The organism is Pseudoalteromonas sp. '520P1 No. 423' (genome assembly GCF_001269985.1).
In the GTDB taxonomy this organism is placed as follows: domain Bacteria; phylum Pseudomonadota; class Gammaproteobacteria; order Enterobacterales; family Alteromonadaceae; genus Pseudoalteromonas.
On the sequence record NZ_BBZB01000001.1, the window covers coordinates 1,373,649 to 1,398,476 of the forward strand.

General features: G+C 34.3%; 26 protein-coding genes and 6 pseudogenes. 19 read left to right on the top strand and 13 right to left on the bottom strand.

Annotated features, from left to right (window positions below; translation table 11 throughout):
* The first annotated feature begins 132 nt into the window (after positions 1-132).
* Positions 133-750, top strand: a complete 618-nt coding sequence (locus tag PSA_RS06215; RefSeq protein WP_042146564.1) for a TetR/AcrR family transcriptional regulator — start codon at positions 133-135, stop codon at positions 748-750.
* Between the two features lie 138 nt (positions 751-888).
* The gene (locus tag PSA_RS06220) at positions 889-1,149 is read left to right on the top strand and encodes a hypothetical protein (RefSeq protein ID WP_042146565.1); all 261 of its coding nucleotides are present in this window, start codon (positions 889-891) and stop codon (positions 1,147-1,149) included.
* A gap of 41 nt (positions 1,150-1,190) precedes the next feature.
* Here the strand turns inward: PSA_RS06220 and PSA_RS06225 are convergent, their stop codons facing one another.
* From PSA_RS06225 to PSA_RS06235, 3 genes are all read right to left on the bottom strand, one after another.
* Positions 1,191-2,918, bottom strand: a complete 1,728-nt coding sequence (locus PSA_RS06225; RefSeq protein WP_042146582.1) for a DEAD/DEAH box helicase — start codon at positions 2,916-2,918, stop codon at positions 1,191-1,193.
* Positions 2,919-3,024: 106 nt separating this feature from the next.
* Positions 3,025-3,303, bottom strand: a complete 279-nt coding sequence (locus PSA_RS06230) for a GrxA family glutaredoxin (RefSeq protein WP_042146566.1) — start codon at positions 3,301-3,303, stop codon at positions 3,025-3,027.
* Positions 3,304-3,386: 83 nt separating this feature from the next.
* The gene (locus PSA_RS06235) at positions 3,387-3,815 is read right to left on the bottom strand and encodes a response regulator (protein WP_042146567.1); all 429 of its coding nucleotides are present in this window, start codon (positions 3,813-3,815) and stop codon (positions 3,387-3,389) included.
* A gap of 387 nt (positions 3,816-4,202) precedes the next feature.
* Here PSA_RS06235 and PSA_RS06240 point away from each other — a divergent pair, with 387 nt between their 5' ends.
* Positions 4,203-4,676 (top strand): NYN domain-containing protein, encoded by a 474-nt coding sequence (locus tag PSA_RS06240; RefSeq protein WP_042146568.1) that lies wholly within the window; start codon positions 4,203-4,205, stop codon positions 4,674-4,676.
* 2 nt (positions 4,677-4,678) lie between these two features.
* Here the strand turns inward: PSA_RS06240 and PSA_RS06245 are convergent, their stop codons facing one another.
* Positions 4,679-5,350: a tRNA (adenine(22)-N(1))-methyltransferase TrmK gene (locus tag PSA_RS06245; RefSeq protein ID WP_042146569.1), complete on the bottom strand. Its 672-nt coding sequence runs from the start codon at positions 5,348-5,350 to the stop codon at positions 4,679-4,681.
* Between the two features lie 79 nt (positions 5,351-5,429).
* A complete protein-coding gene (locus PSA_RS06250; RefSeq protein WP_042146570.1) occupies positions 5,430-6,884 on the bottom strand; it encodes a YdiU family protein in 1,455 nt (484 codons plus the stop codon).
* Between the two features lie 734 nt (positions 6,885-7,618).
* Between PSA_RS06250 and PSA_RS06255 the strand changes: the two genes are divergently transcribed.
* The 4 genes and pseudogenes from PSA_RS06255 to PSA_RS24395 form a co-directional block, all read left to right on the top strand.
* Positions 7,619-8,335 (top strand): N-acetyltransferase, encoded by a 717-nt coding sequence (locus PSA_RS06255; protein WP_042146571.1) that lies wholly within the window; start codon positions 7,619-7,621, stop codon positions 8,333-8,335.
* Between the two features lie 257 nt (positions 8,336-8,592).
* Positions 8,593-8,907 (top strand): transposase, encoded by a 315-nt coding sequence (locus PSA_RS06260; protein WP_231665226.1) that lies wholly within the window; start codon positions 8,593-8,595, stop codon positions 8,905-8,907.
* Positions 8,891-9,238: an IS66 family insertion sequence element accessory protein TnpB gene (gene tnpB, locus PSA_RS06265; protein ID WP_042146572.1), complete on the top strand. Its 348-nt coding sequence runs from the start codon at positions 8,891-8,893 to the stop codon at positions 9,236-9,238. The genes PSA_RS06260 and tnpB overlap by 17 nt, the downstream gene beginning before the upstream one ends.
* Positions 9,239-9,340: 102 nt before the next feature.
* A pseudogene (locus PSA_RS24395) lies at positions 9,341-10,117 on the top strand (IS66 family transposase); the annotation flags it as partial.
* Positions 10,118-10,207: 90 nt separating this feature from the next.
* Here PSA_RS24395 and PSA_RS26210 read toward each other — a convergent pair.
* From PSA_RS26210 to PSA_RS25765, 4 genes and pseudogenes are all read right to left on the bottom strand, one after another.
* Positions 10,208-10,477, bottom strand: coding sequence for a transposase (locus PSA_RS26210; RefSeq protein ID WP_231665338.1), 270 nt, complete (start codon positions 10,475-10,477; stop codon positions 10,208-10,210).
* A gap of 349 nt (positions 10,478-10,826) precedes the next feature.
* A pseudogene (locus tag PSA_RS26215) lies at positions 10,827-11,312 on the bottom strand (IS5 family transposase); the annotation flags it as partial.
* 823 nt (positions 11,313-12,135) lie between these two features.
* Positions 12,136-14,259, bottom strand: coding sequence for a SpoIIE family protein phosphatase (locus tag PSA_RS06280; RefSeq protein ID WP_042146584.1), 2,124 nt, complete (start codon positions 14,257-14,259; stop codon positions 12,136-12,138).
* 358 nt (positions 14,260-14,617) lie between these two features.
* Positions 14,618-14,758 (bottom strand): hypothetical protein, encoded by a 141-nt coding sequence (locus PSA_RS25765; protein ID WP_193216526.1) that lies wholly within the window; start codon positions 14,756-14,758, stop codon positions 14,618-14,620.
* A 54-nt stretch (positions 14,759-14,812) separates the two neighbouring features.
* Between PSA_RS25765 and PSA_RS27090 the strand changes: the two are divergent.
* From PSA_RS27090 to PSA_RS06305, 6 genes and pseudogenes are all read left to right on the top strand, one after another.
* A pseudogene (locus PSA_RS27090) lies at positions 14,813-15,055 on the top strand (IS630 transposase-related protein); the annotation flags it as partial.
* A 231-nt stretch (positions 15,056-15,286) separates the two neighbouring features.
* Positions 15,287-15,631, top strand: a complete 345-nt coding sequence (locus PSA_RS27095) for a transposase (RefSeq protein ID WP_371257850.1) — start codon at positions 15,287-15,289, stop codon at positions 15,629-15,631.
* Between the two features lie 292 nt (positions 15,632-15,923).
* Positions 15,924-16,160 carry a DUF4277 domain-containing protein gene (locus PSA_RS27100; protein WP_042146587.1) on the top strand — a complete coding sequence of 79 codons (237 nt, stop codon included), beginning with the start codon at positions 15,924-15,926 and terminating at the stop codon, positions 16,158-16,160.
* Positions 16,161-16,170: 10 nt separating this feature from the next.
* On the top strand, positions 16,171-16,257 hold the full coding sequence (locus tag PSA_RS27105; RefSeq protein WP_371257851.1) for a hypothetical protein: 87 nt from the start codon (positions 16,171-16,173) through the stop codon (positions 16,255-16,257).
* 269 nt (positions 16,258-16,526) lie between these two features.
* The gene (locus PSA_RS06300; protein WP_042146589.1) at positions 16,527-17,696 is read left to right on the top strand and encodes a hypothetical protein; all 1,170 of its coding nucleotides are present in this window, start codon (positions 16,527-16,529) and stop codon (positions 17,694-17,696) included.
* A gap of 9 nt (positions 17,697-17,705) precedes the next feature.
* A complete protein-coding gene (locus tag PSA_RS06305) occupies positions 17,706-18,116 on the top strand; it encodes a phosphate ABC transporter substrate-binding protein (protein WP_052380042.1) in 411 nt (136 codons plus the stop codon).
* A 428-nt stretch (positions 18,117-18,544) separates the two neighbouring features.
* On the opposite strand, the gene PSA_RS06310 is transcribed toward PSA_RS06305, so the two are convergent.
* Positions 18,545-18,763, bottom strand: a complete 219-nt coding sequence (locus tag PSA_RS06310) for an ISAs1 family transposase (protein ID WP_052380043.1) — start codon at positions 18,761-18,763, stop codon at positions 18,545-18,547.
* A gap of 80 nt (positions 18,764-18,843) precedes the next feature.
* Here PSA_RS06310 and PSA_RS27110 point away from each other — a divergent pair, with 80 nt between their 5' ends.
* On the top strand, positions 18,844-18,951 hold the full coding sequence (locus PSA_RS27110) for a transposase (RefSeq protein WP_371257787.1): 108 nt from the start codon (positions 18,844-18,846) through the stop codon (positions 18,949-18,951).
* A gap of 41 nt (positions 18,952-18,992) precedes the next feature.
* A pseudogene (gene tnpA / locus PSA_RS27115) lies at positions 18,993-19,247 on the top strand (IS200/IS605 family transposase).
* Here the strand turns inward: tnpA and PSA_RS06315 are convergent.
* The gene (locus tag PSA_RS06315) at positions 19,244-19,444 is read right to left on the bottom strand and encodes an ISAs1 family transposase (protein ID WP_042146599.1); all 201 of its coding nucleotides are present in this window, start codon (positions 19,442-19,444) and stop codon (positions 19,244-19,246) included. The pseudogene tnpA and the gene PSA_RS06315 sit on opposite strands and share 4 nt — an antisense overlap.
* 373 nt (positions 19,445-19,817) lie before the next feature.
* On the opposite strand from PSA_RS06315, the gene PSA_RS06320 reads away from it, so the two are divergent.
* Entirely contained in the window at positions 19,818-21,134 is a 1,317-nt protein-coding gene (locus tag PSA_RS06320) for an HD domain-containing phosphohydrolase (RefSeq protein ID WP_042146602.1), read from the top strand.
* Positions 21,135-21,590: 456 nt separating this feature from the next.
* Positions 21,591-21,731, top strand: a complete 141-nt coding sequence (locus PSA_RS26230) for a hypothetical protein (RefSeq protein ID WP_157575745.1) — start codon at positions 21,591-21,593, stop codon at positions 21,729-21,731.
* Here the strand turns inward: PSA_RS26230 and PSA_RS24420 are convergent.
* A protein-coding gene (locus PSA_RS24420) for an IS3 family transposase (RefSeq protein WP_371257788.1) occupies positions 21,724-22,907 on the bottom strand; the annotation gives its coding sequence in 2 pieces (ribosomal slippage) (positions 21,724-22,649 and positions 22,649-22,907; 1,185 coding nt in all). The genes PSA_RS26230 and PSA_RS24420 overlap by 8 nt on opposite strands.
* Before the next feature lie 75 nt (positions 22,908-22,982).
* Between PSA_RS24420 and PSA_RS06335 the strand changes: the two are divergent.
* Positions 22,983-23,416, top strand: a pseudogene (locus tag PSA_RS06335) (transposase); the annotation flags it as partial.
* Between the two features lie 13 nt (positions 23,417-23,429).
* Here the strand turns inward: PSA_RS06335 and PSA_RS24425 are convergent.
* Positions 23,430-23,927 (bottom strand): annotated as a pseudogene (locus PSA_RS24425) (ISAs1 family transposase); the annotation flags it as partial.
* Between the two features lie 338 nt (positions 23,928-24,265).
* Here PSA_RS24425 and PSA_RS06345 point away from each other — a divergent pair.
* The gene (locus PSA_RS06345) at positions 24,266-24,826 is read left to right on the top strand and encodes a SiaB family protein kinase (protein WP_052380286.1); all 561 of its coding nucleotides are present in this window, start codon (positions 24,266-24,268) and stop codon (positions 24,824-24,826) included.
* Positions 24,827-24,828 lie beyond the last annotated feature (2 nt).

Consider the following 24,828-nt stretch of genomic DNA (forward strand, 5'->3'; position numbering starts at 1 on the left):
CTCAGTATGCTGCCGTTTGCACCTTGAAGTAGGCTAGTTATCATATTAGACTGGTGAGTCTAGGTTAACTATAAAATAACCAAACTAGACTGTCTAGTCTACTGTGGTTTTCGGGGTCGAGGTTTTTCATAAATGGTCGTAAGTGAAGTTGAGTCAAAGCGTAGTAAGTCACAGTTAAAACGTGATCAAATAATTGAATCTGCCAGTAAGTTATTTATTGAACATGGTTATCCAAATACCAGTATGGATAAGGTGGCTAAAGAAGCGGGCGTATCGAAACAAACAGTATATAGTCACTTTAAAGACAAAGAGTCTTTATTTGTCGAAACTGTGGGTGCCCGTTGTGCGGCTTCAGAATTTCACGGGCAGCTTTATCATCCTGAACATCCTTTAGAAGATAATATATTTAAAATAATAAAAACCTTTAGCGATTTGATTTTATCAGCTGATGCAATTCAAGTTTATACAACTTGTGTGACTCACAGAGCAGAGCATCCACAGTTAGGTTCATGTTTTTACTGCGCAGGACCTAGGATGATTCAAGATCAAGTAAGTGAGTGCTTAGCTTTAATATCGGCGGCTGGTCAATTGGATATAGAGGATACACGGTTTGCGACAATTCAGTTGCTAGGTATGGTTCAGGGTGATTGGCATTTAAAACGTACTTTAGGTCATAACACTGAGGATACGGCACCCAGTGATAGTTATTTAAAAGATTGCATTAAACGCTTTATTAAAGCCTATAGCTAAGGTTTATTAGCTAAAAATGTAATCATTTGTTGCTCTAATATTAAATAAAGGGAGTTTTTGATTTCAATCAAAGTTTTGTACTTTTACTTAGTTATGCTGAAAATCTGACTTGTATAACTTGTGAAAATATAAAATTTTATGAACTCAAAATCTCAAATTTATTTTGAAAAGCTATTGGCTTCTGATAAATGGGCAGGAGTTGAAAATATGGTTGATGAATTAGATGGCCGTATTGATTTTAAAGAAAGAATGGCTGAATATCTTCAAGATATTTGCCCTGTAGTTTTATGCATTGATGTGACTCCCGAGCAGTGTGTTAAATACGAGCATAGTTGCGGTCTGAATTTTATTGAAGTATCAGAATGTGTTTTTAACTATATATATAAAAGTCAGACATAAAAAAAGCCTGGCTAGGCAAGCTTTTTTTATTATTTAAACAATTACTTGTTTAAAGACATTTTCATTTGCTTTTGACAAATTACAACAGTTTTAAAATGCTTTAATGTTGCTTCAGGCATATTCTGTGGTAATTCAACTGTGCTGTGATCGTCATGTAAACGAATATCACCAATAAACTTACTTGGGATATCAGCTTCGTTAGCAATTGCGCCTACGATGTTTTTAACTTGTACACCATCATCACGACCGATTTCGATACGGTATGTATCTACTGGACCATTGTCTTTAGGACGACGCTCACGAGGTTTACGTTCTCTGTCTTGACGACCTTCAGAGCGCTCACCACGACCGCCTCTGTCATTGCGATCGCGACTACGACCACTTCTGTCATTACGATCACCACGGCCACGATCATTACGATCGCCTCTTGGTGCGCGTTCTGGCATTTTAGGTGCTTCTTCAACTTTGATTGGCGACTGTTTTTGTGCCAAGTAAAGTAAAGCGCCAGCAAGTGCATCACTTGATAAGCCAAGTTCAGCAGTTAATTTCTCTGCTAATTCATTATAAAACGCAATATCATTTAACTCAGCAGTTTTTGTTAATGTCGTAGCTAAATTTTCAAGACGTTTTTGTTGAACAATATCAGTGCTTGGAAGTTGTACTTCAGCGATATCTGATTTAGTACCACGAACAATATTTTTAAGCATGTAACGTTCGTTACGCTTAACAAATAAAAGTGCTTTACCAGTACGACCAGCACGACCAGTGCGGCCTATACGGTGAACATATGCTTCAGCATCTTGTGGAATATCGTAGTTAATAACTAAATCGATACGCGGTACATCTAGACCACGTGCTGCAACGTCAGTTGCGATTACGATATCTAATAAACCATTTTTTAAACGTTCAATAGTACGTTCACGAGCTTGTTGATTCATGTCACCGTTTAGTGGTGCAACAGAGAAACCTGCGCGCTCTAAGTACTCTGCTAGCTGTACTGTATCGTTACGCGTTCTTACGAATACGATAGATGCGTCATAGTTTTCAGCTTGTAAGAAACGTACAATTGCTTTGTTCTTATGGACGTGACCAGCCATCCAAAATACTTGCTCAACGCTTTCAACAGTTGAATTACGTGCTGCAACACTTACATGTTCAGCATTTTCTAGGTATTTGCTACAAATAGACTGAATTTGCTTAGGCATAGTGGCAGAGAATAAACATGTTTGTTTTTCTACTGGCGTTTTAGCCATGATAGTTTCAACATCATCGATAAAGCCCATGCGTAACATTTCATCAGCTTCATCAAGTACCATAGCGCTAAGTCTATCTAGCTTTAATGTGCCTTTATTTAAGTGATCCATAACACGTCCAGGAGTACCCACAATAATTTGTGCGCCTTCACGTAGTGCTTTTAACTGGATACCGTAGCTTTGGCCACCGTAGATAGGTAATACTTTTACGCCGTGAGTAAATTTAGCGTATTGCTCAAATGCTTCTGCTACTTGAATAGCAAGTTCACGAGTGGGTGCTAATACTAATATTTGAGGGTATTTAGCTTTAACATCTATATTATTTAACAGGGGTAAAGCAAACGCAGCAGTTTTACCTGTACCTGTTTGTGCAAGTCCTAATACATCCTTTCCTGCTAATAAAGAAGGAATACATTTAGCTTGAATTTCAGAAGGTGTTTCGTAACCTAATTTTTCAACAGCTTGTAATATAGCAGGTGATAGTTCTAAGGATGAAAAAGTAACAGATTCAGACATTAAAGCGCCTCGGCATATTTAAAGAGGCGCGCATTGTATAGGAAAAGAGCAGTAATAGCTCGGGTAAATTACAACTATTTTCTATGTGATTGAACTTGGTCGAATTTTAAATAGGCTGTTTTGTGCTGTATAAGCCTAAATTTTCTTTTGCATGTGCTTCAAATTCGGTAAAACCACCAATATGCACTTGATCGATAAAGATCTGAGGTACAGTTTCAACCGGTTTACCGACTGTTTTTTCAAGATCAGCTTTTGAAATGCCTTCTTTAATTATATCTATATATTTAAATTTGAATCCTTCAACATCTTTGCTTAATTGTGTTGCTACTTCTTTAGCGCGAACACAAAATGGACAGCCATCACGACCAAAAATTACTGTAAACATGTTTTAATCCTCACTTATTTGAATAACACCTAGAATATAGCAATATAAAAATAGATAAAATGGATTAATTAGATTGTAATCTTCTATAAATTGGATGAGTGAGCATTTTTAAGTGATAAATTTTCTTGCTTTAAATGTGCAAGCTCTAACAATAAGTTGATTATGGTTTTTATTTCAAAGTTGTCCCAAGGTTTAGATAATATAATTTGCGCTATGTTTTCAGGTATTGCAGACTGGCAAAGCTCCATATCAGCATAACCAGATAATAAAACTCGACTCATTTGTGGGGCTATTTTATAAATATGGGTTAATAGTTCAATGCCATCCATATGTGGCATGCGAATATCAGAAATAATGAAATCAAATTGCGAATCTGTATTTAGATTATGCTTTATTGCCTCAAGCGCATCATTGGCATTTGAGAAACTCGTAATTTGATAATCTTTTCGTAAAATACGTGTTAATGCATTTAATACTGCAGGTTCATCATCTACTAATAATATATGGGTCATTAATAACCTCCTGTATTTTATGTTTATCTAATGTACCTAGTAGTTGTGCTGTAGCTGATAAATTTGAGGCAAAATCAACATCAAGCTGTAATCCAATTAAACTATCTGCTTTAAATGTAAAGTCATCATGATGTCCAAAATATTGAGTATCGTCACCTATAGTGGCCCCTGTTAATAGCCGTGAAAACCCGAAAACTCAGTTTCTTGTGCATTTAGTTTAAAGCATAATACGAATGAAAAAGCATAAATAGCTAAAGAGTGTGATAGATTACTTTTAATTGTCATATCATTTTATTTTTTAATCCCTTTAAAACAAGTCTAGGCGCTAATTTTAAATAGTTCCTATATAGAGACTGAAAAAACAAATAAAAATAAATAGGATTTAGTGTGGAAAAAATAGCAATTTTTGTAGATGTACAAAATGTATATTATACCTGTAGAGATGCCCATAAACGCAACTTTGACTACAATGCTTTTTGGGCAAGAGTATCTGAGAATTCAGAGGTTAAATATGCTTTTGCTTATGCAATTGGGCGCAGTGATGACAAACAAAAGCAATTTCAAAATATTCTCAGAGCCATAGGGTTTGAAGTGAAATTAAAACCTTTTATCCAAAGAGCTGATGGCAGTGCAAAAGGTGACTGGGATGTGGGCATTACGTTGGATATTATGGATTATGCCAGTGAGGTTGATAAAGTTATTTTAGTCTCGGGTGATGGTGATTTTGCGATGTTATTAGATCGTGTACAAAGTAAGTTTAATGTTCCTTGTGCCGTCTATGGTGTCGCTATGCTAACCGCGGCAGCTTTAATTAATAGTGCAACAGACTATATTCCGATAGAAGGTGACTTGTTGTTATAGTTTTAATAATTAAGCAAAGCTTGGTATTGCGCAAGAATACCTAAAATATCCTCATCAGGTTTTTGCGCCATACGTTGATAATGATTTATTGTTTTTGTTAGATAATCGGTATCATCTTTTCTTGAAAAGTCCCACATGCTTGAACCGACAGGAAAAATAATTTTATCTGATGACTGACTGACATGCAATATTTCATAAAAACGGTTATTTTCACGAATTAGTGTTTCATCAATTAAACCAAACCCTGATTTAATAAGAGATGTACGTACTTTATAATGATGATGAACTGGGCATAATAAAAACTCTAAATTATGTTCAGGATGGTTTTTAATTATGCTATTAATTAGTTCAACTAATAAATCTCCGCCCACACCAGCAATAATAATTAATTGTTTACTGTTTTTACATGTATTTTCTAAAGGAAGCCGTGCAACATCTAAACAATATACCTGCCAGTTTTTATGATCAGGATTAATATTGAAAAAGCGCTGTAACTTTGCTCCAAGCTCGCTCATCAAAGGTGCAACAACATCAACAAAATGAATTTTAGAAGCAGCTTGTCTCGCTAGTAGATTTATACCTAATTGCCCATGATCGCAACAGCAATCCCAAATATGTTCATATTGATTTGTTATCATATTATTGATGGTATTGAGGCGTTTACTTATTTTCAAAAGTGCTCTTAATTAAATTTAAATGTGATTGCTGAAGTTGATCATGATTTGTAGTGCATTATATCTCGTTTCTTAAGTGTTAAGTACCACAAAAAGTACGATATTGATGATCGCCATCCTTAGGTTCATCTTGAAACTGACTTGTTTGTTTTAGTTGTTGATAAGGAGAACGCAATACATCAAGGAAGTCATCTATTACAGTGCTTTGACCAGATGTTTCATATTCTGCTAATATCGCTTCAACATGATGATTTCTTGGGATCACTAATGGATTGTTTTTTTGCATTAATGTTTGAGCTGCTTTAGTATTTTGATTTTTATTTTCAAGCATTTGTAGCCAGCGAGTATACCAATCACCTAATACTTGTTTTAATTCGTTTTGTAGTTCTGTATCTGTTAAAGAATCAGATAACTTAACAAATGTATTTGTATAATCAAGGTGTTGCTTTTGCATATGCGCTAATAATTCATTTATAAATAGCTGCTCTTTTTTGGTAACCTCATCAAAACCTAATTTATTTGCAAGCATTGTAAAGTAAGCTGTTTCAAATTTATCTGTAAAGGCAATAATTAAAGGTTCTATTTTTTCTAATGCTTTTTCTTGGTTGTTATCAACTAATAACATTAAACACTCGGCTAACCTTGCCATATTCCATTGCGCAATGTGTGGTTGGTTGCCAAATGCGTATCGACCTTGTTTATCAATAGAGCTAAAGACAGTACCAGAATGGTAATGGCTCATCATAGCACACGGTCCAAAATCTATCGTCTCACCTGAAATCGCTGTATTATCTGTATTCATAACACCATGAATAAAACCAATACGCATCCAAGCTACTATTAATTCAATTTGTTTATCTATAGCGGCCGATAAAAATTGCTCTACTTTATCTTCAGCATTAATATCAATACGAGAAAAGTGACGATTAATTGTATAGTCCGTTAATGTTTTTAAAGATTCTAAATCTCCTCTAGCGGCAAAGTATTGAAAAGTACCGACTCTGATATGACTTGATGCGACACGGGTGACGACAGCCCCTATCATTGCTTGTTCTCGATATACTGGTTCGCCAGTTATGACTACCGATAAGCATCGAGAAGTAGGCACGCCAAGTGCAAACATGGCTTCACTCATTATATATTCACGTAGAGCAGGTCCTATCGCACAGCGGCCATCACCTTGTCTTGAAAATTGTGTTGGGCCAGAGCCTTTTAATTGAATATCAAATCTGTTGTTATCACATGTTAGGATCTCTCCTAGCAAATGGGCGCGACCGTCACCTAAATTAGGATTAAAGTGGCCAAATTGATGCCCGCTGTAAGCTAATGCCATAGGCTCAGCACCATCAGGTATTTGATTGCCAGAAAAGTACTGAGCTAATAGATTTTTATCTTGTGTGATCTTTTCATCTATCAAAAGATCTTTTGCAAGGCTTTTATTCCAAAGTAGCAATTGTGGTGCTGTCACTTTTGTTGGAGCAATACGTTGATAGAAGGCACTATCTAGTTGGCTGTAACTGTTAGAGAATTTCATAATTTAAGCTTTCTTTATAATGCTAAGTGATATTAATTTATAAAATGATATCACTTTTAAACGGATCTGTACCTTGTATATTAATTCAGTGCAAACGGGTTTAAATCAACACCTCGACATCCTTTAGTTAATATATTGACGATCTCTATCTGTGCAATTATCTGTGGTTGTGATTATTTTACTCAATTGAATAGTATGGTAAATCTAAAATTAGCTAGTTTAAAGGTTTTTTAGAGTTAGATAATGGGATACCTAGTCATTGGTTGGTTGAAAATAAATTACATTGGTAATTGGACGCCAGTTTTAACGAATATCAAAATCGTCTTAGCAGTGGTTATGCGGTAGAGAAGTTCTCGATGATGAATAAAATAGTGCTTAATTTATTAAAAATGAGAAAAGTGTAAAAGTAGGCGTTAAAACAAAACGCCTAAAAGCAGGTTGGGACGTGGATTATATGATGAAAATACTCACAGTAGGCTTTAATTATGTATAGTTTTAACCCGTTTGCCCTGAGTGATATCTTCAATAAGCAAAGGAATGAGTTGTTTTTTTTGAGTTGTCAGGGGCTTATTACTATCAATTTTGATTATGCATTTTTCCAAGCATAAAATGTGTTTTAAATTTTTTGCATTATTAATTGTTAATAATTAGCAGGACTTAATAATATCTACTATAAATTAAATATGAGTTACACCTGACTCAAACTATGTTCTATGTAGGGGAGTATCGTGACAATGAAAAATAAAAAAAATATGCTAAAATCTTTATTTTTATTAGATGAAACCATTATTAAGTCAAAAAGTAATGGATTTATTCAGAGTATTACAAAAACAGATCTTCAAACAATAAAGAGCCAGCATCCAAATTCGTTTATTTCTCATAAAATTCCAAACTTAATTGTTTTTGAAGAACCCACACACATTAGCTCTGAAGAAATTATGAAAACATTAATTTATAATGAAAGTGTTATCCAAGTAAAAGAAAAAATAGCAAGTTCATTTAAAATAAAAGTGGGTTATAATTCTAATAAACAAATGAAACATTATTTGTTAACTTTATTTGCAGAAGATATGGCTGATGTTCCAATCGCATACATTAGTTTTAATTTTTCCATAATGGATTATTGGTATGATAACGATGAGTTATGTAAAGATAATAATATTGGAATTTGTTGCCATTTAACCTATTTGTATGTATCACCTTCATGGCGAAAAATGGGGATCGCAAGTATACTTGCTACTTCTATGACAACTCTGTTTTGGGAGCAGTTTCAGCATTCACTAACTCAAATAGAGAACACAGATTTTATTCTATCTCCTTTGATATATAAAGGTATTAATGCTAGTGGCGGAGAAGAAATATTACAATTAGTAAATAGCGATATTAATTACTTCGAAAGTCTTTTATCACAAAAAACTAAAAATTATAAACACAGTATTACTAATATCTAATCGAAAAATACCTACATCGAGTGGTTCACTTTCTTCAGTAACACAAACATGTATGTCATTGCTACAACACAAACAACTGCTATCTGTTAAACAATGTCATTAACTTAAGGATTTAACACATACGTTTATAGCTCATAGAGAACTTGTTTGCTACGAATCTCCTATCTTTTCTAACAAAGTAAACGTCCGGCGACCTGCGTCTAACAAATATTTATCAGTCTCGTTAAGTTATTACCAAACAATTTTTGGAGTAACTTATGAGAATTATGCGCAGCCAAGAACAATGGCAATCTATTATTAAAGATCAACAATCTAGTGGTTTAACCATTATTGATTATTGTCGCCAGCATAAACTCTCACTTACTAGCTTTTATGCTCACCGTAAAAAACTAAATGTAACGCAATCTGGATTTATTCGCGCTAAAGTGACGCACAAGTTGAGTTTGAAACACGCCAACCTGAGAATATTAATCTCTGTGTTGGAAATGCAACGCTTACCTTCCCAAATTCAATCCCAGCTTCATATCTTGCTCAACTATTGCGAGAGTTTGCCCAATGAAAATGTTTGTTGATGTGCCGAAGGTGTTTTTACATCGTGATTTTGTCGATTTTAGAAAATCCATCAATGGACTCGTTGGTATTGTGGAATATGAACTTACTCGTGATGCTTATACTGGTGCGTTATTTGTATTTTGCAATAAAGCCAAAGATAAACTCAAAATCCTGTATTGGGATAAAACTGGCTTTGCACTGTGGTACAAGCGACTTGAGAAACAAAAGTTCAAATGGCCTAGCAAAATATCGACTCAAGAATTTACATTGAGTTCAGAGCAGCTTCAATGGTTATTATCAGGATATGATGTACTTGGTCATGAACCATTACATTATCAATCACAGATCTAGTTAGATCAAAATAGCAGTCAACGATCGTGTACATGCCCTTAATATTATTTAAATTCGAAAACAGATTAGACTTAAAATACTTGCTAAACTGCGAGCATGAAAATTGATGCTAATAGTTTACTGAGCCAAATTATTAGCGCCAAATATCAATATGGCTTGCCATTATATCGACAAGCAAAAATGTTCAATGATTACGGTATTGAGCTGAATCGTAAAACCATGTCAGATTGGATCATGCGTTGCGAAGAATTATTTGCTCCGTTGTATGAAAGATTAAAAAAGACCTTACTTAGCCAAGCTGTCATCGATGCAGATGGAACGCCCTTAAAAGTAATCAAAGAAGAAAAAACAACCAGCTATATGTGGGTTTATTGCTGCGGTACTGATAAACCGACGATTAACATGATACCAAATATCGTTTTATTTGAATATCATAATAGTCGTGCGGCATCTTGTGTGGTTAATTACCTTGGTGGCTATCAAGGTTACTTACAAGTTGACGGTTAGAGTGCTTATGGCAAAACAGAAGCAAAAATAGCAGGTTGTATGGCACATGCACGTAGCAAATTTGTCGACGAAAAAACGGTGCAAGGTAATAATAAAACAGGAAAAGCAGATGTTGCTTTAAACCTTATCGGAAAACTCTACGGTATTGAAGCTTCGCTAAAAGACAAAAATGTTGATGAAAAATATCAAGTACGACAAGAAAAATCAAAAGCGATTATCGATAAACTTCATGTCTGGGTAATTAATAATAAAGACAAAATCCCACCGAAATCAAAACTAGGTGAAGCACTTACTTATTGGCTTAATCAAGCACACAAACTTGTCACTTACTTAGAAGATGGGCGCATTAATATAGATAATAATCGGGCCGAATAATACTTAAATTCTTTGATATTTTACTTATCAGTAATTCGTATAACTCAAACTCAGCTAGCTTCATTGTGAACCTAACAACATTATTTTTTAGCTGATTATTGCAAAGGTGAAGTTAATTTTATAATCATAGCTCCTGTTGTTTTTAGGCTTCTTTATTTTTCGTTTTGCATAATGGATGGCACAAGCAGCAAGGTTTTTAGTCAGCAGCTTAGCATGTAAGTCTTGTAAAACACCTTCAACGGAAACACTAGAATAATTCTCAATATTAATTCGACTTTTTAATACTTTATAATCTTCTTCAACTCCCCATCGTTGGTGATATAAATTAGCAAAAACAGAAGTTGGATAAGCTTTCAGATCTGTTAATGATGAAACAAAACCTCTGGCTCACCTGATGGCAGGTCAACTCGCACTAACCTTAAGCGTAATGTTTCTGTCGATATTTTATCTTTTCTACATCGACGAAGAGACTTCTCAGTACCGGGGAAATCTACTATATAACTATATTTCCCACTTTCTAAGAAGGCTTTAACAATATTAGAGCTTTTAACGATACGCATGCAGAAATCAACATTCTTTAGTATATGGTATATAAAACCAAACGGCAGAATAACCTCTGTCATAAACGACTAAATCACTTGTTTGGGTTTTATTTAACAGAGCGCAGCGAAGATCTCGGGGGGCTTGCACCTGTACTGAATACTCTAGACTGAGCTTGCCTCAGTCTTGCAAATGCATTTTCAACTAAGTGCCTATATTTATATAAGCACCAATCTATATCACCATTACCCGTTTTTGAGTTTTACTTTCTCGGGATGACAGGGCTTGAATTTCTCTCGTACTTTATTTCTAATATCTTCACTATTATAACCTTTATCACCGATAACAAAATCACCCTGAGGCAATAATTCAATCAACTCATTTGCTACTTTACTATCATGAACATCACCACCTGTAATAATAAATTCAATCGCTAAATCATAACTATCAACAGCTAAATGAATTTTACTGGTTTTACCACCACGACTTAATGCTATCGCTTGCTCTTGTTTAGATGCAGCACCTGTACTGTGCTGGTGTGCTTTAACATACTACCATCAATAAATTCACACTCTGTATCATTATCTTGTGATAACCTTTTGAACAGTCTGATTAATATTCCTTTTCTTGACCAAAGAAGAAAACAGCGATAATTAATCGGGGCATGACAATCTCGTTTAGTTTGGTTTTGGCGAAGTGAATTATACGAGATTGTCACTTACGCACAAAATTCAAACAAAGTTCAACAGCCCCTAGTAGGAAAGAACATCTCATCTGCTTCGAACACTCCAGCGACCTCAGAAACTTTAAATTGGGTGGGCGCTTTGATAAAACGATGAAGCCACCTGAAGGCGGTGATACTGCGACACACAACTCTTAAGCAACACGCCAAATAGGTAAGGCATCTCAAATGCAATCAAGATTGACTTGCCACCTCTCTCTATATCTTAATCTTGCTACAGGGGTTCCTCTCAGTGCGTTGAAAGTTTTACTATAAACGTCTTCTTTGCATTTTTAGCGCTGGATATTCGAAAAAAGTCCACTTTCCTATGGTTAGCGAACCAGTGTGAGGACAACTGATCTCATTTTCATTTTTACATCAATCAAACTGCCGGTTTCATCACTGTTTAGTTCTGCATTGATTTTAGTGCCGATCAAATGCTTCCGATTATTTGTCAGCTTTGGGGTTTATTTGATGATATAGTTAAGCAGGTTTTTCTTCATAGTCGTGCCACACATGACCTGTACTCAAATAAGTATAGTACAACTTTTGAGATACACATTTAACGCGAATTACGCTAATATTCATTATGCGAAAATGTCACGATATTTTTTAAATAATACCTCATCGATAAAAATTAGTTTTCAGACGCTTTATAGTTCAAAGATAACCTATTAAATAACTTGATTAGTATTTTTTACAGTTTCACACAGAAAGTCCCTTAAAATCTATTAAGATTAAAATATTGTGTTTATTAAGAAGGACAAAACTTTAACCCTATTACTGTCAAGTCATCGGTTGTTTCCTCTGATTTTTTATATTCTATATTTTTTTCTATCAATATATTTTTTTGCTCATTAAATGGGAGTTGATATATGTCTAGCAATGCTTTTTGAAGTTTTTTCTTACCAAAAGGAAACATTTTTGCACCGCCATTTTGATCTATATAACCATCAGTTGTGAGATAAACAAATGTATCTTGATCTATTTTAATATCATGTTCTTTATATATAAATGAAGTATCACTGGTTCTATAACCAACAGATTGTCGATCGCCTTTAATTTGATTCATTTGACCGTTTTGGATATACATCAATGGTAACTCTGCACCCGCATACTTGATTGAATTATCATCTTTATTATAGAGGAGTACACCGCCATCAAAACCTGCATTACTAACGCTTTTACTATCTTCTTGGTGTAAAAGTTTTTTTAATGTTTTATTAAAATAACCCAATATCCAACCTGGACTAATTTTTATATTAGGGTCTTGACTGATTTTACCGATAATTTGTCTCTCAATAGCTTTGACGAGCATAGTCACGAATGCCCCTGGTACACCATGACCAGTACAATCAATAACCATTAAAAGATATTCATGCCGATTGGGAATATCACTAAAAAGATATATATCACCACCAATCACATCCCTAGGCGTCCACAAGGTAAAATAATCGGTAAAAACTGATTTAAACTCTTTTTCTTCAGGGATTATTGAGTGCTGAATTAATGATGCATAATTAATACTATCAGTCATTTTTTTATGGGTTGACTCAAGTTCATCCGTTTGTTTCTGTGTTTTCACTAACAATTTTTCTGTATTAATTCTCGATGTTAACGCATATAAACGTTGACTTATCGGCTCTAAAGAAGCTTTAATAAAAAGCTTTTGATCTTTTGAAAGTCGTGACAGAAAAGCAAATTCAATCACTGCTATGACACTGTTCTGAAAAAGTAATGGGATTATTACAACAGTCAGGTTGTCACTTTTTATGGTTGCTGTTTTCACATTTATATTATAGCCAGGTACGTCATCTATAATCTTAACTTCCTTATCAAAAGTAGCTTGCCCGATAACACCTTCTCCATCACTAAATTTAGGTAATAATTCTTTTTCACCGTTACATCCATAAGATGACACTAATTGATAAAAGTCCTGTTCTTCACTATGTTTTTTTATATAAAAACAGCCTATGTTTGCTGAAATATAATTAGCCATAAATTGCAAAACGCGATCTCCAAATTGTGTTGTATCGCGTTCATCACTAATATTTGCATTGAGTTCTGCAATCCCTGTTTTAAGCCACTTTTCCTGTTCTATTTTTATAAAAATCTTGCTCATACTTACAACAAATGAATTAAAACACTTAACTAAATCGCCAATTTCATCACTCGTTTTATTCTCTATTCTAGATTCAAAGCCTGAGTTTTCTTCAGTTAATTTTTTCATACTACTAATCACTCTTTGAATGGTAGTAGAAATAGATTTAGAAATAGCGAGGGCAGTGATGAAAATAATTACTGCCGAGATAACAGCTATAAATAAATTTATATAAATAGAGCGCTTAGTTGCGACGCTTGCTTCTTCAACGACATCAGAAAAACGATTACTTAAAACATGCCTTGATTCCTCAAGAGAACCCAATAATTCATTGTATAAATCATTCATTTCAAGAATCATTTGCTCTTCAACTGACGTAAACTCTTCTTCATTAATGATTTTAATTGACACTTCTGTCGCCAATAATATATAACGACGTAAATCAATTACCGATTTATCGATATATTCTTTATATGATGCATCAATTTCAGCAATTCTAAATAATCCTTGCTCTAATGGATTTTGTAATTCTTCTATATCTCCTATTAATTCAACTTCTCCAGTTGATACTGCGATGGTCAATGAACCTTTAATTTGTTTAAGTTTTAATATTGAGTGATTTATATTGTCTACAATTGGTATATGTAGATTAGAAATATTTGACAAACTAATTCTGTTAGATTCACTGACTTGGTAATTAAATAGTATGTTTATTAAAATTCCTATTACTCCAACTAACCCAATAAATAAAATTTTATAAGCAATTAAAAGACGCATAGTTGGTTTTTACCTCATTTAAAAACAATTAAAAAAAGTATAGTTGTTAAATAAAGTATTTATCAAACTATTGAACTATAAATTTGTAAAAAAAAACCTTCAAGATATTGTTTTTTCATAACTAAATATAAATTAAAATGTTAATTTTATTTTTTTCAGCCTGTATGGAGCTAAAATTTGTTTTTTATTTCCCTATAAAAACCATATACAGCGATCATCTAATAACAGTTCATATGTAAGTTTTCAGGCTTACTCAACCTAAATTCAGGATAAGAATTAGACTAATTGCTCACCTAGCTTAGCGTTCAGTTCTTTTGAACAAAAAATCTGAAAGCATAACTGTGGGCAGATGAATAAACTAATTAAACTTTTTTGTGATGTCTATGGTTTCTTGACCATTTATTACCTTAATGGCAGGGCAACCGTATACTTCTATAGCTAAATCAAAATAATATGACATAATACTTTGCTGACTTATAGTATCGATTTTCGCCGACACGTATTGGCTTACAAATAAAGTTATAACCTTACATTTGGAAACACCAGTGAGCACTTCGCTATCAGCTTAAGAACATTATTTCGCTGTCATAACGACATCACCCCATGCTCTACCCGCCAAAAAACAGCAACTAAGCTTGATATGGACAAACTTGCAAAAGATGTAGAAAACTATCCTGATGATTATCAGTAGGAGCGAGCCAAACGGTTAAATGTTGGGCAACCTGCCATTCATTACGGTCTAAAACGACTCAAGATTACCTATAAAAAAAGCGTTGAGCCACCCCAAAACGAATGATGAAGCTCGCGTATGTTTTAGGGAAAAAATATCCGCTTATGAAAAAGCAGGTAAAGAAATCGTTTATTTGGATGAAAGTGGCTTTGCTCAGTGTATACAACGCCTTTATGGGTATGCAAAATTGTGTTCCCGCTGCTATGGCAACCATGACTGGCATGCTAGAGATCGAGTAAATCTTATCGGGGCAATTATCGGTGCTACATTGTCACGCTGAGTGTTTTTTCTTGCGACATCAACTCAGACGTATTCCAAGCATGGCTAACCCAAGATTTACTCCCTAAAATATCTAATGATGCAGTGATTGTCATGGACAATGCTTCGTTTCATAAAAGAGAGGATATTTTTGATGCTATTGATGAGCATGGAGGCACATTGGAATTTTTACCGCCATACAGTCCTGACTTGAATCCAATAGAAAAGAAGTGGACACAAGTTAAAGTTATAGAAGAGCTAAACGCTGTAGTCTTGATGCCTTATTTACGACGCAAATGGATCATGCCAATTTATATTGATCCGGCTATAACCAAAAATAAGCTCTGCTCTAAACTTATACCTGTGATCAATGAAGATGCTTGATTTATACAAAAATGAGGATCATGATATGCCCCATGAAAGAAGTAAGACTTACGCCAGGGCAAAAAGTTGATTTAGATTAAGTTTACGCCTCATGCTGGCTCTTTTTGGATGTAGTCGTGCCATATTGAGGCAAAATCTGCGAATGACCCCCACATCTTCTTCATCATCTTTACGTATTCTACAATCATCTTCTTTGTAGCTGTCTTTTCGAACCTAAAAAATTTAATTCAAAAAGCTTAATGCAGATCTCCACATTTGATCTACTACTTATCTTTGGGTGATGAAAAAAATAATGGCGTCGTATTCAACAAAAGGTCTTGGTTATTTAGGTTTGATTTCTGGCATGAACAAAAAGCTTAGTATTGCCAAGTTAATTGATAACACACTCCCTGAGCACAGTGATGACAAGTTTATTTATTACGGTCAGCTTGTTGAAGCCATGATTTTAAATGGGTTTGGTTTTGTTGGGCGTACCTTGCATATATATCGGAAATACCTAAATAACGCCATATTGAGCCCCTATAAGTAAAGGGAGCAAGGTGGAGTATATTAACGACGATGCTCTGGGGCGCTGCCTTGATAAGCTTTATGAAACTGGTGTGTCATATATTAACCAAACGTTATAAGCGAGTGTTGTTAAGCACATAGAGCTTCCTTGCGAGGGCATTAATTTAGACTCGAGAAGTATTGTTTTAAATTTGCATTATTAAGAGCACTCATGAATTCAGGTAATTCATCTGGCTTAATAGTTGCCATGTGTTGAACTTTCGATTTTTCAAAAGCAGACCTGATACCAGATAAAATAATCGGCCGCTTGCGACCGGTTATTTTATTTTTGATAATTCTGAATTATTGAACTAGGCTCATAATACTTTAGAATTTAAAGGTAAATTACATGAAATTAAAACACTGTATCTACTTCGTATGTCTTTTTTTGACAACACATGTTTCATCAGAAACTAGAATAAATGGTTTTGCTTCAATTGTAGCTGGTCTAGATACTGATGATAAAAACTTTGTTAATACTCCTTATACCGATGAGATGAGTTTTAAACCAGAAAGTAAATTTGCATTACAAATTAGTACCGATTTATCTGATGATTTAACTGCGGTTGCACAAATAATGGCCAGGGGGGCAAATGATTTTGATGCAGAGTTTGAATGGGCTTATTTAAGTTATGATATTAACGAAAATTACACTATCAGAGCTGGGAAACTAAGAATTCCTTTTTATAAATACTCTGATTATTTAGATGTCGGGTATGCGTACCCTTGGATCAGGCCACCTAGAGCCATGTATAGCCTAACTTTTAGTACCTACGAGGGGTTGAGCTTAATTAGCAATTTTTCACTAAGTGATTGGGACATATCATCCAATCTAATGTACGGCAATGTGGAAGGTACTTTTTTCGAAACCACATTACCAACCGATGGTACGTTAACTGATAGTATGGGAATTAATGTACAACTGAGCAAAGAATGGTTCAGTATGTATTTTGCTTATTTAGGAACAAAAGTTGATATACCTAGGTCTGATTTTGAAAGTATTTCGCAGATTGTCGACTTGGTTTCTCCTGGCGATGGTACTAGTATTAAATTAGATAATGATTACGCAGATTTTCTAGGAATCGGTTTTACGATTGACTATGAAAATTGGCTTTTTAATTCAGAATGGTCAAATGTTGCGATTGAAGATAATATAACTCTTGATAGTGTTCAATGGTACGCTAGTTTAGCTTACAGGTTTGACAATATTATGCCATACATTACATATCAAACAACTGAAACAAAAAGAGAGAAAGCGTCTATTTCAAATAACCGAATACCTGCCCAGATACATCCTGCTCAACCTCCTTTAAATATGTTTCTGCAGGGTATATTAGATTCTCAGATCTTTGAATATAAAGCATATACTGTAGGTGTAAGGTACGATTTTCATCCAAGTGCAGCTTTAAAATTAGAATATAATAGCTACTTTGATATAATTGATAATGATAGTTTAGGTAGTATCTCAGATCCAGAAACTTCTGGAAATATTTCTGTAGCAATCGATTTAGTATTTTAAGGAACTACTATGAGAATTAAATTATTACTGATATCACTTATGTGTTGTAGTCAATCAACATTAGCAAGTATTACAGTTATTGTTCACCCTTCAAATAACAATGATTTAAATAAATCTGCAATTACTCGGTTGTTTTTAGGAAAAACTAAGAAGTTTCCTGACGGCACTATTGCAATACCTCTAAACCAAGATGAATCAAAAAACATCACTGAAGAGTTCAATTCTAAGGCTTTAAAGAAATCTTCAAGTCAATTAAAAGCTTATTGGTCAAAGCTAGTTTTTACAGGAAAAGGTACACCTCCTAAAAACGCTGAAGACAACAAAGCTGTTTTGGATATTGTTGCACAAAACCCTAATGTTATAGGCTATATAAGATCTGATATAGTCAATGATAAAGTAAAGGCTGTAACCACTTTTTAGCTCTTACCTTAAATACTAAGCGTTTAGATAGTGTGTTTGAATTTTGTAGGCTAAGCTAGAGGTAATCGGATTTATGGCAATTTTAATCGTCCTTTATCCTTATCTCCTCTGTCGGATTCGCTTTTCGAGCGTGTTTTGACAAAAAATCGTTTTTTCCATATTTTTAAGAGTGCAGATATCAAGCATTTTTTTATCGATTACATCAATTGAACAACCTTGCCTGGCACGGCAAGGTTGTTCAATTGAACTTATAGAACAAGTAGCGATCAGATCAAGGCATAATCCCTCTTTGGTAACATAATATGAGTACTACTTTTCTGAAACACTTTAATTCAATTACAGAACCTCGGATTGAGCGTTGTAAAAAACATGAACTTATCGATATTATTTTGCGAGCAAATATATCTAAATCAAAGTGTTATTTCATATTATTTTGATTTAGCTATATCATCAATGGCGATGATGTCAGCACCTGTGGTTTCAATAAGTGATGATACCCAAGATTGAAATGCACTTTCTATTTCATCAGCTTTTAACCGACAAATGACACGAGCGATATTGTCATGACTTGGAATTCCGGCTTTGAAAGAGCCATCTCTTTTTAATAGAGCGTAGCCAAAATCCCGGGGGCTTGCACCCGTGCTCAATAGTGTAGACTGAGCTTGTCTCAGTCTGAAGTATCCACTACATGGAACTTTAAAGAAGTTCTCATCATGTTTTCAGACTAATGTATCACTTTGTGTGGATACCTAAGTATCGACGTAAAGTTTTTTCTGAGCCTTACCGTGAAGCGATGAAAATTATAACTAAAAAAATGGCTATGACTACGATATAGATATAGTCGAATTGGAAATACCTGAAGACCATATTCATATGATGGTAAGAAGTGAGCCAAAGATGTCACCAAGTCAGATAATGCAGGTGATAAAAAGTATTTCAGCCAGAGAGTTTTTCAAATTATAGCCAGATATCAAAAAACGTTATTCCTGGGGAGGTAAACTTTGGACTCAGAGTTATTTCGTTGAAACAATTGGAAATGCAACGGAAGATACAATTCGAAAATATGTGCAAAACCAATTGGTTGAATTGGATAAAAAAGAAGCTCACGGAAATCAGTTAGGACTCTTTTAAACTCGGTCGCTTGCGGCCGATTCTTTTATCCAATGAACTTTTAGGTGACTAAAGTCTTCAATATCCTCCCATTCTTCAGAGCCAGACATAACAGCACTTATCGCGAGTAATAAGATGTCCATCAGGTTATGCTTTTTACAACGCTCTATGCGTGGATCTGAAATTGAATCAAAGTATGTCAAGAAAGTCGCGCTCATGTTAATTACCCCAATGTATTATATTGAGATCTGATCGTGATTAAAGTAAAAAGTTCAATTTATAATGATCTTGCCGTGAAAGTGCATTGCAAGACTGAAACACTCTGTGCTAAAGCTAAAAGATGTGATAAATTGAAGTTAAAGTTTCAAAGTATACTAGCACTAGCATGTGCAATGATTTTGCTGCCAATGGGAAAGATCAACTGCCCCTAAATAGTCTTAAAAAACTTCACAATATACCTTAGTTTTGCGAGTATCTACTTTTGAACGAGGCCTACAATAGGTTATCCTTGTGTTCGATAGTGATAAAATATATAACTGATTTAAATAATCAGAATTCATTATTAATAAATATAGTAGGTTTAGTATGTATATGGATAAATTTTTAAAGCCTCGAATGATTTTGGTTGATCATGATGTTGAAGTGCTACAGTCCCTTGAAAAAATATTTAATCAAGAGTGCGAAATTATTGCATTTTATGATCCTGAAAAAGCTATTGAGTTTACTAAATTAACAACCATACAAATAATCATTTGCGCTATGGATATGGTTAATATTTCAGGTTATGAGATACTTGAACAAGTTAAGAATTACCAACCAAATGCAAGAAGAATATTGCTTACAGCAGATTCTGACATAACGGAGATAATTAATGGAATCAATAAATCTATATTTCATAAATATATAATAAAACCATGGGATATCGATAATTTAAAGGAAATTGTTAAAGATTCAATAAAAACAATTGGTCTCCAGATTGAAAATGAATTACTGAACGATGAGTTAAGTGCCACCAATATAGAATTAAAACGAGTTAACGAGGAGCTTAATAATCAAGTTTTAGATCAAACAATTTCAATAAATGATAAAATTTCTAAGTTAAAAAATTCATTGAAGCATCAAAGATCACAGCTCCAGCACTTTATCGGAATGATATCCCTTATATCAGCTACACATAGAAAAGAACATCACAATCAGGATATGAGAATAGCAAGACAATGTCGCTTATTAGGTCATAACTTAGGCTTGCTTAAAACAGATATCACTTATTTATATCTAGCTGCACAGCTTTATGCATTAGGTGAAATTTCATTACCAGAATCATTACTTAATAAGCCTATATCACAATTAAGTAAAAAAGAGCTCAACGAGCTTTATTCTCAGTCCACAATTGGTGCTGACATACTTCATGTAGTACCTTCTTTAAATATCATTTCGGATGCATTACGTTTTCAATATGAACATTTTGATGGAAATGGTTATCCTGGAGTGAAAAAAGGAAAGGACATACCATTATTTTCAAGGATTTTAGCTGTGGTACGAGATTATGATTATTATATTTCAGGCTGTATGGAGGAAGAGTGTATTCAGCCCCAACAAGCGTTGACTAAATTAATGTCTTATAAAAATACGATATATGATCCTGATATATTAACACAATTTGATAATTTATTTAATAATATTCCTTCAGGTAGTGATACTGAGTTTTGTTATTCATTAGATATGCTAAAACCAGGAATGATAATCGCTGAAGATGTCAAACTTGCTAATGGTAATGTACTAGTTACTCAATCTACAACGTTAACACAATCATTAATAGAACGGATGGAGCATTATGAATTTGAACATAACTTTTCTTTTTTAGTCTTTATTTTTATGCCTGAAAAGCAAGATTCAAAAGAATGTTAGGTTTTTTAATCATTCATCCTTGATTTTTTATAACCGAATCAAAATTCTGGACTTTTTTAGGTGTATTTTAGCCCACGGCTAGCGCATTTAAACCCCAGACTCTAACAGGGTTGAGCGATATTCATCGTCTAGCCCTGCCATTTTATTTTTGGCGTTTAAGCCTAATGAACTTATTTACCAGCGTGTTTTGCTGGTTTCTTTACCTGTGCTCTTTTCAATAACATCTGATGATAATTTTTAGACCTTCCCATTGATATTGTTTATCAATCACTATACCTGTGATCATTGAAAGTGCTTGATTTTTTTCTTAATGGGATCATGATAGCCCCATGAAAAATATTAACCTCACATTGGCACAAAAACAAACTAGAATCTCGCCACAAGAAATCATGTGGCAAGCGAGAGAGTCATCGGATCAAAGCTATTCTGTTACGTGATGAAGATTGGTCAACGCCCATGATCACACAAGCATTGTGTATACATGAAACCTGTGTTGTTCGTTATATTGATGATTATGTGAAAAATGAAAAGCTCACAATTAATAGTGGCGGCTCAAAAGGATATTTAACGAATGAACAAACTGTAGTGGTCAACTAAATTTGGCCACAGTTTTAGAATTTAACCAGAACCTTCGCTCTGATTCATTTGGACTTAAGCCTGCATTATAGTGATGAGGCCTGATCTCGCTGTAATAACCTATTACGTAATCAGTAATTGCACCTTTGGCTTCTTTAAAATCGATGTAACCCTTTTTCGGCATCCATTCAGTTTTAAAGCTCCTAAAAAACCTTTCCATTGGCGCATTATCCCAACAATTTCCTCGTCGACTCATACTTTGCTTTATTTGATATTTCCATAGCCTCTGACGATACTTTAAGCTTGTGTAATGACAGCCTTGATCTGAGTGAAACATGATACCTTTAGGTTTTCCTCTGCTTTCATAAGCCATATCTAAAGCGGCTATTGTTAATTCACTATCTGGAGACAAGGAGATAGCCCAACCAATTGGCTTCCTTGCAAATAAATCAATTACAACGGCTAAATATGCCCACCTGTGACCAATCCAAACATAGGTCACATCACCACACCAATACTGATTGGGTTCAATTACATCAAACTGTCTGTTTAATAAATTGGGTATTGAAATATGCTCTTTCTTTGCTTTTTTGTACTTATGATTTGGCGGTTGAGAGCTAACCAGTCCTAATTTTTTCATAAATTTAGCCGCTCGATACCGACTTAAATTAAAACCACGATAAGATGCAATATCAGAGATAGTTCTGGCACCCGCAGAGCCATTACTTTCTTTATGTATTGCTTTGATTTCAATAGATAACCTTAAATCATCAGTTGATACTGATTTATCTCTGTTAACCCAATATTTATAACTACTGCGATGTACGCCAAATACATCACATAATGTTTTAACTGGGTGACTATTGCTCTTATTGAGTTTCTCGATTATCGAGAATTGTTCAGAGAGTCCGACATCAATAGAGCTGTAGCCTTTTTTAATATATCCTTTTCTAATTCAATTCGCTGTATACGCTTTTTCAGTTCTCGAATTTCAATTTTTTCAGGCGTCATAGGTGATGCTGAAGGTGATTTTCCGCTTCGCTCAACCTTTAACTGGGCAACCCATTTACTCACAGTTGATTTACCCACATTCATAGCTTTTGCTGCTTCTTCTTGAGTGTAGCCTTGGTCAATTACTAACTGAGCTGTTTCAAGTTTGATCGCTGCAGAATATGTTACACGGTTTTTCTTTGTCATATGTCACCTAAATTGGTTATGAAATAATCATAACATTTCTTATTAGGTGGCCAAAACTACTGTACCACTACAAACCAAGCACTCTTTATTAGCGAGTATGAAGAAATGAAATCAACGCTAGCGGCTGATGAAGTCTTGCTATTGATGGATGCATTCCATCCAACACAAGCTACTAAAAGAACATTGTGCGTAATACCTATGCCAAAACAGGCAAGATAAAGTTAGTGCTAGATAGCGCAGGTTATCATCGCTCAGATGCCGTTAAAAATGAAGCTAAAAACTTAAATATCGAATTAATCTACTTGCCACCTTACAGCCCCAATTTAAATCTGATTGAACGACTTTGGAAAGTCATGAATGAACATGCTAGAAATGGTAAATATTTTTCTTCGACTAAAGAGTTTCGACGGAGAATTAGTGACTTTTTTACAACAACATTACCTGATATTGCCGATACACTTGGTAGTTGGATCAATGACAATTTTCAAATTTTAAAACCTGCACTTTGAATGGTGATGGGTATAATTGCTGGCAAGCTCTTGTTTCTAATCGCCCATGCTCTGAGCTGACATCACTGTGCTGGGAAAATACCTCATCCGATAAACCTTCTCTCACCATTTTATGCCACCATGCCTCAAGAGCAGCCTGCATACCCGAATTGTTACCTTTAAGCGCTAGAATATAATCCGCTATTTGTTTGATAATTTGTTTCGCTATTTCACTTTGGCAGCCCATGGCGTCAAGTGTAATAATAGTATTTTCAATATCTAACATCGTTAGCAGCTCTGGGATCGCAGTGATTTCATTCGTTTTATTGTCGACAGCCACTTGCCCTAAAACTAGCTGATGTTAGCAGCTCCAAGCGCTAACCGTATGAAGGGCACTTTTTCTATCTTTGGTAGAAAAAGAACGTCGTTCAGTTTTACCGTCAACTGCAATGACATTGCAGCCTGTATTTTTACAACGTTCTATACGTGGATCAACAACCGAATCAAAGTGGGTTAAGAAAGTCGCGCTCATGTTAATTACCTCAATGTATTATATTGAGATCTGATCGTCACTAAAGTTAAAAGTTCAATTTATAATGATCTTGCTGTGTGTTTCATATCCGATATTTTTTAATAAATGCATTTGAAAAGTTTTAAAACTGGCGGTATGCAAGTTTATAAACTATAACAATATTTATATATTAAAAGTTATCATTTGATTTTTTATTGAATTAAGTCTTATTTGGACTATCGATTGATAATGGCAGGCTGAAAATTTAAATGAAGCTTGAAATAAAAAAACAAATTTAAACTTTTTTGGTTGGTACTATTTAATATTTTTAAAGACACTCTTATAAGCAGGGGAATAATATGCAGAGAAATACCTTAACAGAAATACAAAATTTAGTAGATAAAAATGGTATTATATTTCTGACATATGGAGGTTTCTTAACTCAAACCCTGATCTCAGGAATTACTGAAACGTTGGAATATGAAGCGGATTGTCATGACCTTAACAGTGGCTTAGCAAGTAATATATTCACTATATTTATAGAGCTCGCTCAAAATATGATGAACTATTCTAAATCAATAGAAGATGAAAACTCTAAAACGGAAGGGATCATTGTTGTCGGAAAAAAAAGCGACACTGTATTCTATATTGATAGCCAGAATATTGTATCGAAAAATGATAAAAATATAATAGATAAAGTCTTAACTGAAATCAAATCCCTAAATAAAGACGAAATAAAAAAGAAGTATAGAGAACTGCGCAGATCTGGAAGAGGTAAGCATAGTAAAGGCGCTGGAATAGGTTTTTATGAAATAGCAAAACGCTGTAGCTCTTTTAGCCATAAATTTATCAAACTTGATGAAGATATTTATATATTTTATTTTGAAGCTAACATATCTTACGCTAAAAAAGAGGTTTAAAA

Excerpts from the sequence above, each read along its gene's own strand:
- PSA_RS06215 (WP_042146564.1), top strand. The coding sequence starts at position 133 with ATGGTCGTAAGTGAAGTTGAGTCAAAGCGTAGTAAGTCACAGTTAAAA.
- PSA_RS06220 (WP_042146565.1), top strand. The coding sequence starts at position 889 with ATGAACTCAAAATCTCAAATTTATTTTGAAAAGCTATTGGCTTCTGAT.
- PSA_RS06225 (WP_042146582.1), bottom strand. The coding sequence starts at position 2,918 with ATGTCTGAATCTGTTACTTTTTCATCCTTAGAACTATCACCTGCTATA.
- PSA_RS06230 (WP_042146566.1), bottom strand. The coding sequence starts at position 3,303 with ATGTTTACAGTAATTTTTGGTCGTGATGGCTGTCCATTTTGTGTTCGC.
- PSA_RS06235 (WP_042146567.1), bottom strand. The coding sequence starts at position 3,815 with ATGACCCATATATTATTAGTAGATGATGAACCTGCAGTATTAAATGCA.
- PSA_RS06250 (WP_042146570.1), bottom strand. The coding sequence starts at position 6,884 with ATGAAATTCTCTAACAGTTACAGCCAACTAGATAGTGCCTTCTATCAA.
- PSA_RS06255 (WP_042146571.1), top strand. The coding sequence starts at position 7,619 with ATGAAAAATAAAAAAAATATGCTAAAATCTTTATTTTTATTAGATGAA.
- PSA_RS06260 (WP_231665226.1), top strand. The coding sequence starts at position 8,593 with ATGAGAATTATGCGCAGCCAAGAACAATGGCAATCTATTATTAAAGAT.
- tnpB (WP_042146572.1), top strand. The coding sequence starts at position 8,891 with ATGAAAATGTTTGTTGATGTGCCGAAGGTGTTTTTACATCGTGATTTT.
- PSA_RS06280 (WP_042146584.1), bottom strand. The coding sequence starts at position 14,259 with ATGCGTCTTTTAATTGCTTATAAAATTTTATTTATTGGGTTAGTTGGA.
- PSA_RS27100 (WP_042146587.1), top strand. The coding sequence starts at position 15,924 with ATGGCGTCGTATTCAACAAAAGGTCTTGGTTATTTAGGTTTGATTTCT.
- PSA_RS06300 (WP_042146589.1), top strand. The coding sequence starts at position 16,527 with ATGAAATTAAAACACTGTATCTACTTCGTATGTCTTTTTTTGACAACA.
- PSA_RS06305 (WP_052380042.1), top strand. The coding sequence starts at position 17,706 with ATGAGAATTAAATTATTACTGATATCACTTATGTGTTGTAGTCAATCA.
- PSA_RS27110 (WP_371257787.1), top strand. The coding sequence starts at position 18,844 with ATGTATCACTTTGTGTGGATACCTAAGTATCGACGTAAAGTTTTTTCT.
- PSA_RS06315 (WP_042146599.1), bottom strand. The coding sequence starts at position 19,444 with ATGAGCGCGACTTTCTTGACATACTTTGATTCAATTTCAGATCCACGC.
- PSA_RS06320 (WP_042146602.1), top strand. The coding sequence starts at position 19,818 with ATGGATAAATTTTTAAAGCCTCGAATGATTTTGGTTGATCATGATGTT.
- PSA_RS26230 (WP_157575745.1), top strand. The coding sequence starts at position 21,591 with ATGATCACACAAGCATTGTGTATACATGAAACCTGTGTTGTTCGTTAT.
- PSA_RS06345 (WP_052380286.1), top strand. The coding sequence starts at position 24,266 with ATGCAGAGAAATACCTTAACAGAAATACAAAATTTAGTAGATAAAAAT.